Source organism: Asticcacaulis sp. (assembly GCF_027484505.1).
GTDB lineage: Bacteria > Pseudomonadota > Alphaproteobacteria > Caulobacterales > Caulobacteraceae > Asticcacaulis.
Genome location: NZ_JAIXSV010000080.1, coordinates 1 through 13,959, shown reverse-complemented (window position 1 = coordinate 13,959; position 13,959 = coordinate 1). Strand labels below are relative to the sequence as shown.

Below are 13,959 nucleotides of genomic sequence, written 5' to 3'. Positions count from 1 at the left end.
TCATCAGCCATGAATTAAAACGCTTGATTTACTTGGCTTTTTGCGCAGGCGCCGCAGCCGCAGGGGCTTCCTTGGCCGCACCGACGCTGACGGGTTTGACCGGGGCTTCGGGGCGAATTTTCTGAAGACCTTCGACGATGACCTTGTCACCGGCTTGCAGACCTTCGGTCACCAGCCACTTGTCACCGACCGTCTGCGCCACCTTGATCGGGCGCATCTCAGCCTTGCTGTCCTTCGACACCACCATGACCGTGGCATTGCCCTTCGGATCGCGCGTCACCGCCGGCTGCGGCACCAGAATGCCGTTGCCGACCACGCCCGACACGATGCGCGCCTTGGCATACATGCCCGGCAGCAGGACGCCGTTGGGGTTGGGGAACAGGGCGCGCAGCGTCACCGTACCGGTCGATTCATCGACGCTGACGTCGGAGAATTGCAGCTTGCCCTTGATCGGATAGACCGTGCCGTCTTCGAGGACCAGCTCGACATCCGCCGTGGCGGCCTCACCGATCTGACCCGCCGCCACGGCGCGCTTCAGCGCCATCAGCTCGGTCACCGACTGATTGATGTCGAGATAGATATTGTCGATATTCTGGATGCGCGTCAGCTCGGTGGCCTGCGCCGCCGTGACCAGAGCGCCTGGCGTGACGTTCGACTTGCCGATACGGCCCGAAATCGGTGCCATGACCCTGGTGTAGCCGACATTGATGCCAGCGGTTTGCAGCGCGGCCTGACCGGCAGCGACGGTCGCCCTGGCCTGAGCGTACTGCGCCTGTGCGTCGTCATTGTCCTGCCTGGACACGGCATTGATCTTGACCAGCTCGGCATAGCGTTCGGCCTTGAGGCGTGCCGCCGTCAGATTGGCTTCGGCCTGAGCGACAGTGGCCTGCGCCTGAGCGTAGGACGCCTGAAACGGCGCGGCGTCGATCTGATACAGCGGCTGACCCGCCTTGACGTAGCTGCCTTCGGTGAACAGGCGGGCCTTGACGATGCCGCTGACCTGCGGGCGCACTTCCGACAGCAGATAGGCCGAGGTGCGGCCTGACAACTCGGTCGTCAGATTGACCGGCTCAGAGGCCACGACGACGATACCCACTTCGGTCGGCCCGCCCATGCCCATGCCGCCCGCCCCGGGGCCGCCTTCCTTCTTGCCGCAGGCCGTGAGGGTGAGGCCAAGCGCCAGCACCACCGCTGCGGATTTCATAAAGGGAAATTGCGATCTCATGCGGGTTCTCTCCGGAACGAAATGTCAGTCACTTGTAAATGCCGCCTTATACGTCGGCGCAGATCAAAGTGTGCAACGCAAAACACGCCCTACACCTGTCGCACGAATGTGCAAGAAAGTGTCAGCACGAAATGAGAGTGAACGATCATTCTCATTTTTTCTGGCATTACGCGGCTTTTTGGTGTATGTCAAGCGCAGAGATAATATTAAAAAATGTTAACCCCTTATCCACGAAGGGTTTGCCACCGCGGATGACCAGTACAGCTTTGAAGTCCCCTCATAATACTACCCCTATTCTGCCCCGTGCGCGTCAAAGCCGCGAGGAGCGACGCCAGCAGATTCTGGACGCCACATTGCGCTGCGTCAGACGCTCCGGTTTTCATGGCGCCTCCATGGCCGACATCGCCGCCGAAGCGAAGATGAGTGTCGGCGTTATCTATCGCTACTTTGCGAATAAAGAAGCCATTATTGAAGCCATCGTCGCCAGCGATCTGGCCGAAATGCGCGCCAAGTTCGCCGAATGGGACGACACGCCGGACGATCAGTTGCTGGATACCCTTCTCAACACCATCGACTTCGCACTGGACCACAAATACGGCCCGGACAAAAGCGCGCTGGCGCTCGAAGTGCTAGCCGAAGCCGCACGCAATCCGCGCGTCGCCGCCATTGTGCAGGCCGCCGATGTGCAGGAACGCGAACTGGGCCGCAGCCTCTGTGATCGCCTCAATCCGGGGTGTGACCGCCGGCGTCTGGACGCGCGCGGTGAAATCATCAGCATGTTGTTCGACGGCATGATGATCCGCGCCATCACCCATCCGGACATCGACCGTGAGGCCCTCGCCAACGATTTACGCGAGGTGATGAAGGTGCTGTTCATCCTGAAATAGGCCGGCTGCAGGCACGGCAAGATAGCACCATAAACAGCTTTTATCCGCCGCCGCCCCCACGGTTAACCCTCCATTAAAAAACGAAGCGTTACTGGACGTTCAGTTCAGAAAACGAGTCGGCTCAGACAGGTGCCGGCAAGAGGTGGGGGCGACTATGCTTGAGCGTTTGGGCATCCGGTTAGGCGTGGGCTGGCGCGACGGGCTGATCGCCGGGGGCGCTCTGTTTGCCGCCGCTGCCGTCACCGGTCTGGCGGTCTATCTCACCGCTTCGTCTGCGCTGAAAAACGAGGTGCGCACCAATCTGATGCGCGTCGCCGTCAGCGCGGCGCAGCTGACCGACATCACCGCCCACGCCCGCATCACCCGCCCGGAAGATCAGGGTAATGCCGATTATGAGCACGTGCGCGCCCCCTATTTCGCCCTGTTGCGCGGCAATCCCGATCTCGCCTACATCTACACCATGGTCCGGGTGGACGGTAAGACCCACTTCATCATGGACGCCTCCATCCCCAAGCCGGGCGAAGCCGTCGTGCCGACGGGCGTGATGGAAACCTATGAGAACAGCACGCCTGTGCTGGAAAAGGCTTTTGAAACCCAGGCCCCGCAGGTCGAGGCCGACACCTATACAGACAAATGGGGCACCTTCCTGTCGGGCTATGCGCCGCTGGTGGACAAGGGCCGCTTTGTCGGCCTGGTCGGCGTCGATATCCGCGTGGACGCCTATCTGAAACGGCTGGAGGGCATCCGCAATGCGCTGCTGACCGGTCTGGGCGTCGCCGCCCTGGCAGCCATTGCTGCCGGGCTGATCGTCGGGCGTCACCGCCACGCCGCTGAGCGTGTGCGTCAGGAAAACGCCGCCCGCTCGCAGCAATTGCAGGCCATGGAGCACGACCGGCTGCGCGCCGAACATGAGGCGCTTCAGGCCGAAGCTAGCCGCCGTGCCGCCATGTCAGACGCTGCCGCGGCCTTTGAACAGACCGCCTGCCGCATTCTCGACCGGGTGAAGCAGTCGGTCGGCGGTCTGCACGAACGCGCCGCCGATGTCTCGGAAATCGCCATCCGTACCCGCGAAGGCGTCGAAACCGCCGCCACGGCGACGCGCAATACGCAGGAGCGCGCCCGGCACGTCTCCGAAGCCGCGCAGGCCCTCAGCCTCGCCATCCGCGATATCGCCGAACGCAGCGCCCGCTCCGACGCCATCGCCCACGAAGCGGCGCACCGCTCCGCCGACGCGGCGGCCAAGCTCGACTCGCTGTCGGCCCGGTCGGCACAGATCACCGATATTATCAGCCTGATCGACGACGTGGCGTCCCAGATCAATCTGCTGGCGCTCAACGCCACCATCGAATCGGCGCGCGCCGGAGACGCCGGCAAGGGCTTTGCGGTCGTCGCCTCAGAGGTCAAGATCCTCTCCGGCCGCGTCGCCGAAGCCACCCGCCGCATCACCACCCAGATTCAGGACATCCAGTCGGCGACGCGTGAGACCGTGGACAGCGTCGGGGCCATCCGCAGCATCATCGAAGACATGGGCCGCACGGCTCAGGACGTCGCTCAGGCCGTCGAGGCGCAGACGGGCCTCACCGCCCGCATCGGCGAAACCATCGAACAGACCGCCGCCGACGCGCAGGCAGTGGGTCGCACCCTGCAACAGGTGCACCGTTCGGCCGACGAAACCGATCAGACCGCCGCCTGCGTCAGCGAAGAATCGGCGCATCTGGCCGAAGAAACCGCACGCCTCAACGGCGCCGTGGACAGCTTCCTGCGCGCGGTGCGCGCCGCTTAAGGCAATCCACGGTCGGCGACCTTCACACAAGTGTCACAAAACTGTTGTAATGCCGCGTCAGCTTCACAGCACCGCCTGCCGTTTACCCTTGCGTCATATTTGTTTAACGCAGCGGTGCTTTACCGGTGGTTGGATTCGGATACGAGTTTCCCCCCGGAAACGTGTTCGTCGGATCATCGGAGACGAGTAGATGTTCAAACCCTTCGCCCTGGCGCTTGGCGCGCTGCTGATGCTGACCGCGTGCTCGGATAAGGGTGCCACGACGGCTGAGGGCAAGGACGCGCCGGCGGCGGGCGACATCACTGGCGCAGGTTCGACCTTTTTCGCGCCGCTGGGGGCCAAGTGGGCCGAAACCTATAAGGACACCACCGGCGTCCGCCTGAATTATCAGTCGATTGGCTCCGGCGGCGGCGTGCGTCAGATCAAGGTCAAGACGGTCGATTTCGGTGCCACGGACAAGCCGGTAAAGCCCGCCGACCTCGACGAAACCGGCCTGCTGCAATTCCCCATCGTGATGGGCGGCATCGTACCCATCGTCAACCTGCCCGACGTCAAGAGCGGTCAGATGAACCTGACCGGCCCGCTGCTGGCCGATATCTATATGGGCAAGGTCAAGCGCTGGGACGACCCGGCCATCCGCGCCCTCAATCCGGGCCTGAAACTGCCGCACCTGCCCATCACGGTCATTCACCGTGCCGACGGGTCGGGCACCACCTTCCTCTTCTCCAACTATCTGGCCAAGGTCAGCCCGACGTGGAAGGCAGAGGTCGGGGCCGCCGACGCGCTGGAATGGCCCGCAGGCCTTGGGGGTAAGGGCAATGAGGGCGTCTCCGCCTTCGTCAAGCAGACTCTTGGCTCCATCGGCTATGTCGAATTCGCCGTCGCCGCGCGCACCGGCACCGCTGTCGCCAATATGCGCAACCACGACGGCCACATGATCGCCCCGTCCATCGAAGCCTTTGCCGCAGCAGCGGCTGGCGCCGACTGGGCCAACGCGCCGGGCAACCAGCTTCTGCTGCTCGATCAGCCGGGGGCTCAGGCGTGGCCGATCACCGGCACCGTCTTCATCGTCATGCACAAGAAGCAGGACAAGCCGGCCAGCGGCCGCGCCGCCCTCACCTTCTTCGACTGGGCCTATACCAATGGCGACGCGCTGGCGACCAGGATGCACTACGTCCCCCTGCCCCCTGAGGTGAAGCAGATGATGCGCGCCCAGTGGTCGCAGATCACCGGTCCGGACGGTAAGCCGGTCTATGCCCCGGCCACCCCCGCGCCCGCCGTGGCGGCCTCTGCCGCCTCCGCTCAGTAAGCTTATGGAAACCCCGATGTCTCTTCAGAGCGCCCGCCACCCTGATCCCGTTGACCCGATCTTCCGCGGCCTCGCCTTCGCGGCGGCGACGACCCTGCTCCTGACTCTGGGCGGCCTGATCGTCGCCCTGATGATCGGCGGCTGGCCCGCCATCTCCAAGTTCGGCTTCGGCTTCCTGACCTCCAGCACCTGGAACCCGGTCACCGAGGTTTATGGGGCCGCCGGTCCCATCGTCGGCACGCTGATCACCGCGGTGCTGTCTCTGGCCATTGCCCTGCCCATCGCCGTCTGCGTCTCGGTCTTCCTGACCCAGTATTGCCCCAAGGCCATCGCCCAGCCGGTTTCGACCGCCATTGAGCTTCTGGCCGGTATCCCCTCCATCGTCTATGGCATGTGGGGCCTGTTCGTCTTCGCGCCGTGGTTTGCACGCACGGTGCAGTTGCCCATCCTGACCAGCCTCGACCCGGAAAGCTTCTGGGGCAAGCTGCTGGCCGGTGTGCCCAACGGCGCCAATATCTTCACGGCCTCCATCGTGCTGGCCATCATGATCCTGCCCTATATGTCGGCGGTCTTCCGTGAGCTGTTCCGCTCGATCCCGCCGCAGGTGCGCGAAGCCGCCTTCGGCCTCGGCTGCACCTCCTACGAAGTGGTGGGCTCGGTCCTGATCCCCTACGTCAAGAAGGGCATGATCGGCGTGGTCATGCTGGGCTTCGGCCGCGCTCTGGGTGAGACCATGGCCGTCACCTTCATCATCGGCAATTCACACCGCTTCCCGGACTCGCTGTTCGCGTCGGGCTCGACGCTCGCCTCGACCATCGCCAATGAGTTCAACGAAGCCTCGGGCGTCCACCTTGCCTCGCTGATCGCGCTGGGTCTGGTGCTGTTCCTGATTACCTTCACCGTTCTGGCCATCGCCAGGGCGCTCCTGTCCTCGCAGCGTTACTAAGGGAGGAAAGAGCATGGATCGCGCCCTTCGCCGCAAATTCGCCAATCAGGCCTTCGTCGTCATCTGTACCGGGGCCGCGCTGGTCGCGCTCGGTGCGCTGGCCCTGATCATGTTCTCGCTGCTGACCAAGGGCGTCGGCGGGGTGGACCTGATGCTTTTCACCGCCGACACCCCGGCCCCCGACTCGCCGGGCGGCCTGCGCAACGCCATCATCGGCTCGATCCTGATGTGCGGCGTCGCCATGATGATCGCCGTGGTCATCGGCGTGCTGGCCGGGACGTGGCTGGCCGAAATCGGCGGCGATACCCCCTATGGCCACGTCGTGCGGTTCCTCAATGACGTGCTGCTGTCGGCCCCGTCCATCCTGATCGGCCTGTTTGTCTACTGGTGGGTCGTGGTACCCATGGGCGGCTTCTCCGGCTGGGCCGGGGCGATTGCGCTCGGCATCCTCGCCACCCCCATCGTGACGCGCACCACCGAAGACATCCTGAACCTTCAGCCCAATGCCCTGCGCGAAGCCGGCATGGCGCTGGGGGCCTCGCAGTGGGTCACGGTGCGCAGCATCATCTGGAAGGCGGCCGGGGCCGGCATGCTGACCGGCGGTCTGCTGGGCTTTGCCCGTATCTCAGGTGAAACCGCGCCGCTGCTGTTTACCGCTCTCAACAACCAGTTCCTGAGCTTCGATATGTCGAAGCCCTTCGCCAGCCTGCCGGGCGCCATCTATCCCTTCGCCATGAGCCCCTACGAGACGTGGAACACCCTCGCCTGGGCCGGGGCGCTGCTGATTACGCTGGCCGTTCTGGGCGTCAACATTCTGGGGCGCTGGCTCGCCCGCGACAAAGATCACAAGTAAGGCTCCGCCATGTCCGACACCGATTTCCAAAGCGTCATCACCCCGCCCCCGGCCGATCAGCTTGTGCTGGAAACGCGGAACCTCAACTTCTATTACGGCAGCAATCAGTCGCTGTTCGGCGTCTCCATGCCGGTCAAGCGCAACGGTATCACCGCCCTGATCGGTCCGTCGGGTTGCGGCAAGTCCACCCTGCTGCGCACCATGAACCGCATCTATGACCTCTATCCGGGTCAGCGCGCCGAAGGCGAAATTCTGGTCGATGGTGAGAATATTCTGGGCCCCAAGGTCGATGTGACGGCGCTTCGCGCCCGCGTCGGCATGGTGTTCCAGAAGCCGACCCCCTTCCCCATGTCGATTTACGACAATGTGGCCTTTGGCGTGAAGCTGTACCACAAGAAGTCGAAGTCGCAGATGGATGAGGTGGTCGAGAAGGCCCTGCGCCGCGCCGCCCTGTGGGACGAGGTGAAGGACAAGCTGCAAAAGTCCGGCCTGTCGCTTTCGGGCGGTCAGCAGCAGCGTCTGTGCGTCGCCCGCGGCATCGCGGTCGAGCCGGAAATCCTGCTGCTCGACGAACCGGCCTCGGCGCTTGACCCCATCTCGACGGCCAAGCTGGAAGACACGCTCGAAGAGCTGAAGCGCGACCTGACCATCATCATCGTGACCCACAACCTGCAACAGGCGGCGCGCCTGTCGGACTATACGGGCTTCATGTATCTGGGCAAGATGGTCGAATACGGCCCGACCGAAGAGCTGTTCGTCAAGCCAAAGGTCGAGCGCACCTCCGACTATATCGGCGGCCGGTTCGGTTAAGCTTCAAAGGCGGCGGGCAGGTCGCGGGCGGCGTTCAGTACCCGTACCAGCTCAATCCCCTGTTCTACAGGACGATAATACAGCACATAGGGCCGGATCGGAAAGCTGCGCAGCTCGGCGTAGAGTTCCGGTCGGGGCCGCCCCATGTCGGGATGCAAAGACAACTTTCTCAGCGTTTCAGCGATGCGATCAAGCATCTTATCCGCGGCGTCAGGACGATCTTTGGCAATATAGAGCCACAGGGCCTCGAGATCGTCTTCCGCCCGTGCTGTCTTAAGAATCCGGTTCATCCCGCTCTGGTACGACCCTTTGCCTTGATGGCTTCAATATCCAGCTCCCCCGCTGAACCGCTGTCGATGCCTTCACGGATGGCCTCGCGCAACGCCTCCAGCTTCGCCGCCTGAAGCCGGTCATTGGCCTCCATCAGGCGCAGCGCATCGCGGATCACTTCGCTGGCATTATTATACAGGCCGCCTGCGACCTTCTCACGCACCATATCTTCGAGACGCGGCGTCAGGTTTACATTCAGGGTCATGGCGTATCTCCTGAATAAAGGATACGCCCACCCCCAAAATTGTCAATCTTTGACAGTTTTAGAGCGGAATGATTTCTACTGGAATCATTCCGCTCAAGCCGCCATTGAGGCGGCGGCCAAGGTGGCGCAGCCCGTACCCGGCGAGGGGCCAAACAAAAATCTAGATCATTATGTTTCTACCAGAAAACATAATGATCTAGGCGGGCACCAGACACTGCGGGCCGATTTCACGGATCGACTTGACGCCGGTGAGCGCCATGGCAACGCGCATTTCCTTCTCAAACAGGCTGAGCAGGTTGGTCACCCCCGCCTCCCCCCCGGCGGCCAGCGCATAGACAAAGGCCCGCCCCAGCAGCACCCCGTCGGCCCCCAGCGCGATCATGCGCACCACATCGAGGCCCGTGCGGATACCGGAGTCGGCCAGTATGGTCAGATCGCCCTTGACGGCCTCGGCAATGGCCGGCAAGGCCCTTGCCGACGACAGCACGCCATCGAGCTGCCGCCCGCCGTGGTTGGACACCACAATGCCATCAGCGCCGAAGCTGACCGCGTCCTTGGCATCTTCCGGGTCGAGTATGCCCTTGATGACCATGGGCCCCTTCCAGAAGTCTCTGATCCACTCCAGATCCTTCCACGAGATCGACGGGTCGAAATTGGCCCCCAGCCAGCCGATATAGTCGGCCAGACCCGTGGCCTTACCGAGATATTTCGACACATTGCCGAGGTCGTGCGGCGTCCCCATCAGGCCGACATCAAAGGCCCAGTGCGGGTGCGTCACCGCCTGCCACAGGCGGCGAATTTCGGCGTTTGGCCCGCTCATGCCCGAATGAGCGTCGCGGTAGCGCGCCCCCGGCACCGGCATATCGACGGTAAAGACCAGCGTGCGGATACCGGCCGCCCAGGCGCGTTCCAGCGCGTTCTTCATGAAGCCGCGATCTTTCAGCACATAAAGCTGAAACCAGATCGGCTTGTCGCACCTGCCCTGCACCTCCTCGATGGGGCAGACGCTGACGGTCGAAAGCGTCAGGTTGATGCCGGCCTTTTGCGCTGCGCGCGCCGCCTGCACCTCACCGCGACGGGCATACATGCCGGTCAGGCCGACGGGGGCCAGAGCGATAGGCATGGACAGCTTTTCGCCCAGCAGCTCGGTCTCCAGACTGAGCGACGACACGTCCTTCAGCACCCGCTGGCGCAGGGCCACGTCACCCAGGTCCGACACATTGCGCGCCAGCGTGCGCTCGGCATAGGCCCCGCCGTCGATATAGTGAAACAGGAAGGGCGGCAGCCGACGCCGGGCGGCTTCGCGGTAATCGGTCGAGGCGGAGATGATCATGGCAGACTCAGCAACAGCAGGCGGAACGCAAAGGATGGAAAAGCAATGTCTGTTGCTCTAGCATGGGGCCAAGCCTGATGACAATGCGTGGACAATCCCATTCAATCATCATGGATCAAAATTAATCATCCGCCCTTTTACTCAGGAAATGCCATGTCCGCTGCCTCGATGTTCGACCTCTCCGGAAAAACTGTGCTGATCACCGGGGCCAATCGCGGTCTGGGTCAGGGCATGGCGCTGGCTCTGGCCGAAGCCGGGGCGAATATCTGCGCCGTGGGCTCGTCGGGAGCGGACACCACCGCCGAAAAGGTGACGGCCCTGGGTCGCCGGTTTCACTTCATCCGCGCCGATCTTACCTCCATTTCGCCCATAGAGGATATTGTCGCCGAAACTTTGAACGTCATGGGCGGGCTCGACATCCTCGTCAACAATGCCGGGTCGATCCGCCGCGGCGACGTCACGGAATTCACCGAAGAAGACTGGGACGCGGTGATGAACCTCAACCTGAAGACCTTGTTTTTCCTGTGTCAGGCCGCCGGCCGCCACATGATCGCGCAGGGCCACGGCAAGATCATCAATACGGCTTCCCTCCTGTCGTTTCAGGGCGGCATCCGCGTCCCCTCCTATACGGCCTCAAAGTCGGGCGTAGCGGGCATTACGCGGCTTCTGGCCAACGAATGGGCAGCGAAAGGCATCAATGTCAACGCGATCGCACCGGGCTATATGGCCACGGAACTGACCGAAGGGCTGCAAAACGACCCCGAACGCGCCAAGGCAATTCTGGACCGGATTCCCGCCGCGCGCTGGGGCACGCCAGAAGATTTGGGCGGCGCGACGGTTTTTTTGGCCTCCCGCGTGTCAAATTACGTAAACGGAGTTATTATCCCCGTCGATGGGGGCTGGCTGGCGCGCTAATGCGTCTGCTCCGGCCCCGTCCGAACCCCTTGAGGAGACAATGACCACAGAGACTCTTTCGACCACCGCGCCGCTCAAGATGGCCGATATCGCCCGCATGGCCGGCGTTTCGGTGTCCACCGTTTCGCGGGCCCTGGCCGGAAGCCCCCTGATCCCCAAGCCGCTGCGTGACAAGATCGCGGCGATTGCCGAGGAACATGGCTACGTCGTCAATCAGGCCGCCCGTAATCTCCGTCTGAAGCGCACCCGCACCATCGGCCTCGTCCTGCCCGACGACGGCGACCGCAAGCTGCGCGACCCGCACCTGCTCAGCATGATGGGCGCCCTCACCCAGGCCGTTTTCAAGCGCGGCTATGAATTGCTGGTGCTCAAGACCCCGGCCAAGCGTCAGGGCGCGCTGAAAGACCTCGTGCGCTCGCAGCGCTTTGACGGCATGCTGGTGCTGCCCGACACCGCCGCACAGGATCAGCACGAAGCCTTAAGCGACCTCGCCCGCTACTACGCGCCGCTGGTCGTCTGGGGCCGCCTGCCGGACCAGAGCTATTGCGGCGTCGAAGCCTCGACCGCAACAGACGAAAACGCCGAGGAGATGGTCGATCTGCTGTTCCAGCGCCTCAGCGAAGACGAAAAAGCCAAGGCAGCGAAATAGTCTCCGTTCCCCCGATAGCGTCGGGGGTTCAGTGACCATTCAAGATAAGAGAATGCCCTCCGGATCGCTCCGGAGGGCATTCTTGTTTGGTAAAAGGCCGTCCGGCGAACCGGGCGGCCTCTTTTTTAGAACTGCGTCGAAAGGCTGACCGAGACGGACGTGCCCGGATCGTAGCGATCGACATAGACGCGCTTGTCGTTGATGGTCTGATATTCCTTGTACTCGGTGCCCGTCAGGTTACGGGCCTCAAGCTGGAAGTTCAGGCCGCGGCCAAAGGCGTCGAAGCCCTTGCGCCACACGAAATCGACCTGCGTGCCCGGCTCCTGCATGATGTCGGGGTCGCCGACAATGCCCGAACCGCGGACCGAGATACGCTCGCTGACATAGGTGAGCAGCAGGGTGGCCTGCGACTTGGCTTCGGTGTCTTCCCAGCCGAACTGCACGTTGGCGAGGTGGTCGGACTGACCTTGCAGCTTGGAGCCGTCCTTGATGTACAGGCTGGCTTCGACCGGCTGGAAGGTGGTGCGGCTGAAGGCGATCTTGTCGCCGGCCTTCACCTTCACGCTGGAGTCGGTGAAGGTGTAGTTGGCCTGCACCAGCCACTGCTTGCTCTCGAAGAAGGCGCCCTTGATCGGGCTCTCGAACAGGCCCTTATAGTCCACTTCGAAGCCCTGGATATTGGCTTCCGGGGCGTTGACGAAGGTCTGCTGGAGCTGGGTGCCGGTCGAAATGGTTTCGACAGGCTTGTCGAGCGTCTTGTGGAACAGGCCGGCGGTCACGTATTCGCCCGCGCCGTAGTACCACTCATAACGGGCATCGAGGTTGGTGATCTCGGTGTCCTTCAGCAGCGGGTTACCCGTGTAGGAGCGGTCGCTGTCGGCTTCGCGGAAGGTCGGCTCGGCCAGTTCGCGGAACTGCGGACGGCCGATCGTCTTGGACGCGCCGAAGCGCAGCTGCATGTCGTCCTTGAAGTTCCAGGTCACCGTACCCGACGGCAGGAGGTAGGTCTCCTTGATCTGGGTCGCGGCACGCTCCGGCTTGGTGTTCGTCTGATAGAGGTAACGCAGGTCGTTACGCTCCTTGCCGATTTCGTAGCGCAGACCGGCGGCGACGCGAACCAGCGGAATGACTTCCAGATCGGTCTTCACGTAGTAGGACGAGACGAACAGGCCGCCCTTATAGGCTTGCGGCGAGTCCGAACCGGTTTCCCACAGTTGCAGGAAGTCCGGGCGGATATTGTAGTCGGAGAAGAGGTAATCGACGCGGGTATATTTGGCCAGCGAGTCGTTCACCGACTTGAACTCAAAGGCGCGGCGCTGATAGTCGCGCTGGTTGTCGAGCACCGAGACGCCCGCCATCAGCTTGCCATCGCGCCCTTCACCGAGGCTGTAGTCCCAGGTCAGGTTGGCACCCAGATACTTGGCCACATCCTTCAGGTTCGAGAAGGCCGTTTCGTTGCCACCGCCGTTACGCAGGTCGGTGAAATAGAGACCCTTGGTCGCCGCATTCGACTCATCAAGCTGATAGTTGATGAACTTGTCATACGGCGTATCGCGCACCGTCACGGCGTAGGAGGCCGTCCAGTCGAGCACCAGCTTCGGCGTCAGGGCGTGTGTGCCGGTCAGCTGGCTGAGGCCCAGCTCGCGCTGATACCAGCCGGTGCGGTCCTTGCGGTAGAAGAAGCCGTTGGAATTGAAGCCGTCACGCGTCGAAGCGAACTTCGTCGCCTTGCGGATATACATGCCGGTCCACTTCAGGGTGTGGGCACCGCGCGTATAGCCGAGCGACAGCAGGCTGTTCAGCGAAACATTGTTGGCCGAGTTCGTATAGTCGTCCTCGTAGTGGATGCCGTTCTTGACCGACCAGCTGTTGGAGAAGTCGGCCACGGCGACGACGCCGAACTTGCCACCCAGAACGTCATAGGTCTGACCGGCGCTGCCGTTCACACTGAAGTTCGGGGTCGGACGACCGATTTGCAGCAGGTTGAGGTCGGCATTGGTGAAGGAATGACCGATCTTTTGCAGTTCGTTGGTCGCGCCCGTGCCCGTCGCCGGGTAGTTGTTCGGATTGACCAGCTTGCCCTTGGCCAGCGCATCGCGCAGCGGATCGGGCAGGCTGCGGGCACCGTCATCATAACCCAGCCAGTCGGTGGCCGAACCGAAATAGGTGACGGTCTTCTTGCCGGTCGTTTCGCTGTTGTAACCGGTGCCGATGCCGAGGTTCAGGAAGTTGTCGCGCGGCAGGGCCACGGTCTGAAGATCGACGACACCGCCGCCGAATTCACCCGGATATTCCGCCGAATAGGTCTTTTGCACCGAGACGCGGCCCAGAAGCGACGCCGGGAACAGGTCGAGCGGCACAACGCGTTGCAGCGGCTCCGGCGACGGCAGGGGCGCGCCGTTGAGCAGGGCCGAGGAATAGCGCTCGCCCAGACCACGCACATAAATGAATTTGCCTTCGACCAGCGACAGGCCCGCGACGCGCGTCAGGGCCGTGGCGGCGTTATCGTCGCCGGTGCGCTTGAGGTCTTCGGTGGTCAGGATCGAGGTGACTTCGGCCGTGCGACGCATGGTCTTGGGCAGGTTTTTGCCGCGAACGACGACTTCGGTGACTTCGTTGGCCGGGCTGGCGTTGGAATCGCCGGTGGCGGCTTCCGCCGGCTGGTCGGCAGCGGTCTGAGTCTGGTCTTGCGCCACGGCAGCGTTCACCGCTGC

General features: G+C 62.8%; 13 protein-coding genes. 8 read left to right on the top strand and 5 right to left on the bottom strand.

The genetic code is table 11. The features are described from left to right. Positions 1 to 28: 28 nt before the first annotated feature. On the bottom strand, positions 29 to 1,225 hold the full coding sequence (locus Q0072_RS04650; protein WP_298326403.1) for an efflux RND transporter periplasmic adaptor subunit: 1,197 nt from the start codon (positions 1,223 to 1,225) through the stop codon (positions 29 to 31). Positions 1,226 to 1,476: 251 nt separating this feature from the next. Between Q0072_RS04650 and Q0072_RS04645 the strand changes: the two genes are divergently transcribed. The 6 genes from Q0072_RS04645 (at position 1,477) to pstB (ending at position 7,813) form a co-directional block, all read left to right on the top strand. Next, positions 1,477 to 2,112, top strand: coding sequence for a TetR/AcrR family transcriptional regulator (locus Q0072_RS04645; RefSeq protein ID WP_298326400.1), 636 nt, complete (start codon positions 1,477 to 1,479; stop codon positions 2,110 to 2,112). A gap of 154 nt (positions 2,113 to 2,266) precedes the next feature. Next, a complete protein-coding gene (locus Q0072_RS04640) occupies positions 2,267 to 3,895 on the top strand; it encodes a methyl-accepting chemotaxis protein (protein WP_298326397.1) in 1,629 nt (542 codons plus the stop codon). Positions 3,896 to 4,085: 190 nt separating this feature from the next. Further along, positions 4,086 to 5,204 carry a phosphate ABC transporter substrate-binding protein PstS gene (gene pstS, locus Q0072_RS04635; protein WP_298326394.1) on the top strand — a complete coding sequence of 373 codons (1,119 nt, stop codon included), beginning with the start codon at positions 4,086 to 4,088 and terminating at the stop codon, positions 5,202 to 5,204. A 16-nt stretch (positions 5,205 to 5,220) separates the two neighbouring features. Then, complete coding sequence (pstC, locus tag Q0072_RS04630) at positions 5,221 to 6,150, top strand: phosphate ABC transporter permease subunit PstC (protein ID WP_272742402.1); 930 nt, start codon at positions 5,221 to 5,223, stop codon at positions 6,148 to 6,150. 13 nt (positions 6,151 to 6,163) lie between these two features. Continuing rightward, positions 6,164 to 7,003 (top strand): phosphate ABC transporter permease PstA, encoded by an 840-nt coding sequence (gene pstA / locus Q0072_RS04625; RefSeq protein ID WP_298326389.1) that lies wholly within the window; start codon positions 6,164 to 6,166, stop codon positions 7,001 to 7,003. A 9-nt stretch (positions 7,004 to 7,012) separates the two neighbouring features. Beyond that, entirely contained in the window at positions 7,013 to 7,813 is an 801-nt protein-coding gene (gene pstB, locus Q0072_RS04620; RefSeq protein WP_298326386.1) for a phosphate ABC transporter ATP-binding protein PstB, read from the top strand. Here pstB and Q0072_RS04615 read toward each other — a convergent pair. The 3 genes from Q0072_RS04615 to lldD form a co-directional block, all read right to left on the bottom strand. Further along, on the bottom strand, positions 7,810 to 8,103 hold the full coding sequence (locus Q0072_RS04615; RefSeq protein WP_298326384.1) for a type II toxin-antitoxin system RelE/ParE family toxin: 294 nt from the start codon (positions 8,101 to 8,103) through the stop codon (positions 7,810 to 7,812). The genes pstB and Q0072_RS04615 overlap by 4 nt on opposite strands. Next, positions 8,100 to 8,348, bottom strand: a complete 249-nt coding sequence (locus Q0072_RS04610) for a type II toxin-antitoxin system ParD family antitoxin (RefSeq protein WP_298326382.1) — start codon at positions 8,346 to 8,348, stop codon at positions 8,100 to 8,102. The genes Q0072_RS04615 and Q0072_RS04610 overlap by 4 nt, the downstream gene beginning before the upstream one ends. A 196-nt stretch (positions 8,349 to 8,544) precedes the next feature. After that, positions 8,545 to 9,681, bottom strand: a complete 1,137-nt coding sequence (lldD, locus tag Q0072_RS04605; RefSeq protein ID WP_298326378.1) for an FMN-dependent L-lactate dehydrogenase LldD — start codon at positions 9,679 to 9,681, stop codon at positions 8,545 to 8,547. A 153-nt stretch (positions 9,682 to 9,834) separates the two neighbouring features. Between lldD and kduD the strand changes: the two genes are divergently transcribed. Both kduD and Q0072_RS04595 read left to right on the top strand, forming a co-directional pair. Next, positions 9,835 to 10,596, top strand: a complete 762-nt coding sequence (gene kduD / locus Q0072_RS04600) for a 2-dehydro-3-deoxy-D-gluconate 5-dehydrogenase KduD (RefSeq protein WP_298326375.1) — start codon at positions 9,835 to 9,837, stop codon at positions 10,594 to 10,596. 40 nt (positions 10,597 to 10,636) lie between these two features. Beyond that, positions 10,637 to 11,245: a LacI family DNA-binding transcriptional regulator gene (locus tag Q0072_RS04595; RefSeq protein ID WP_298326373.1), complete on the top strand. Its 609-nt coding sequence runs from the start codon at positions 10,637 to 10,639 to the stop codon at positions 11,243 to 11,245. Positions 11,246 to 11,370: 125 nt separating this feature from the next. Here Q0072_RS04595 and Q0072_RS04590 read toward each other — a convergent pair. Next, positions 11,371 to 13,959, bottom strand: a 2,589-nt coding sequence (locus Q0072_RS04590; RefSeq protein ID WP_298326371.1) for a TonB-dependent receptor, incomplete at its 5' end; no start/stop codon positions are given.

Excerpts from the sequence above, each read along its gene's own strand:
- pstC (WP_272742402.1), top strand. The coding sequence starts at position 5,221 with ATGTCTCTTCAGAGCGCCCGCCACCCTGATCCCGTTGACCCGATCTTC.
- Q0072_RS04615 (WP_298326384.1), bottom strand. The coding sequence starts at position 8,103 with ATGAACCGGATTCTTAAGACAGCACGGGCGGAAGACGATCTCGAGGCC.
- pstA (WP_298326389.1), top strand. The coding sequence starts at position 6,164 with ATGGATCGCGCCCTTCGCCGCAAATTCGCCAATCAGGCCTTCGTCGTC.
- Q0072_RS04595 (WP_298326373.1), top strand. The coding sequence starts at position 10,637 with ATGACCACAGAGACTCTTTCGACCACCGCGCCGCTCAAGATGGCCGAT.
- Q0072_RS04610 (WP_298326382.1), bottom strand. The coding sequence starts at position 8,348 with ATGACCCTGAATGTAAACCTGACGCCGCGTCTCGAAGATATGGTGCGT.
- kduD (WP_298326375.1), top strand. The coding sequence starts at position 9,835 with ATGTCCGCTGCCTCGATGTTCGACCTCTCCGGAAAAACTGTGCTGATC.
- Q0072_RS04650 (WP_298326403.1), bottom strand. The coding sequence starts at position 1,225 with ATGAGATCGCAATTTCCCTTTATGAAATCCGCAGCGGTGGTGCTGGCG.
- lldD (WP_298326378.1), bottom strand. The coding sequence starts at position 9,681 with ATGATCATCTCCGCCTCGACCGATTACCGCGAAGCCGCCCGGCGTCGG.
- pstB (WP_298326386.1), top strand. The coding sequence starts at position 7,013 with ATGTCCGACACCGATTTCCAAAGCGTCATCACCCCGCCCCCGGCCGAT.
- Q0072_RS04645 (WP_298326400.1), top strand. The coding sequence starts at position 1,477 with ATGACCAGTACAGCTTTGAAGTCCCCTCATAATACTACCCCTATTCTG.
- Q0072_RS04640 (WP_298326397.1), top strand. The coding sequence starts at position 2,267 with ATGCTTGAGCGTTTGGGCATCCGGTTAGGCGTGGGCTGGCGCGACGGG.
- pstS (WP_298326394.1), top strand. The coding sequence starts at position 4,086 with ATGTTCAAACCCTTCGCCCTGGCGCTTGGCGCGCTGCTGATGCTGACC.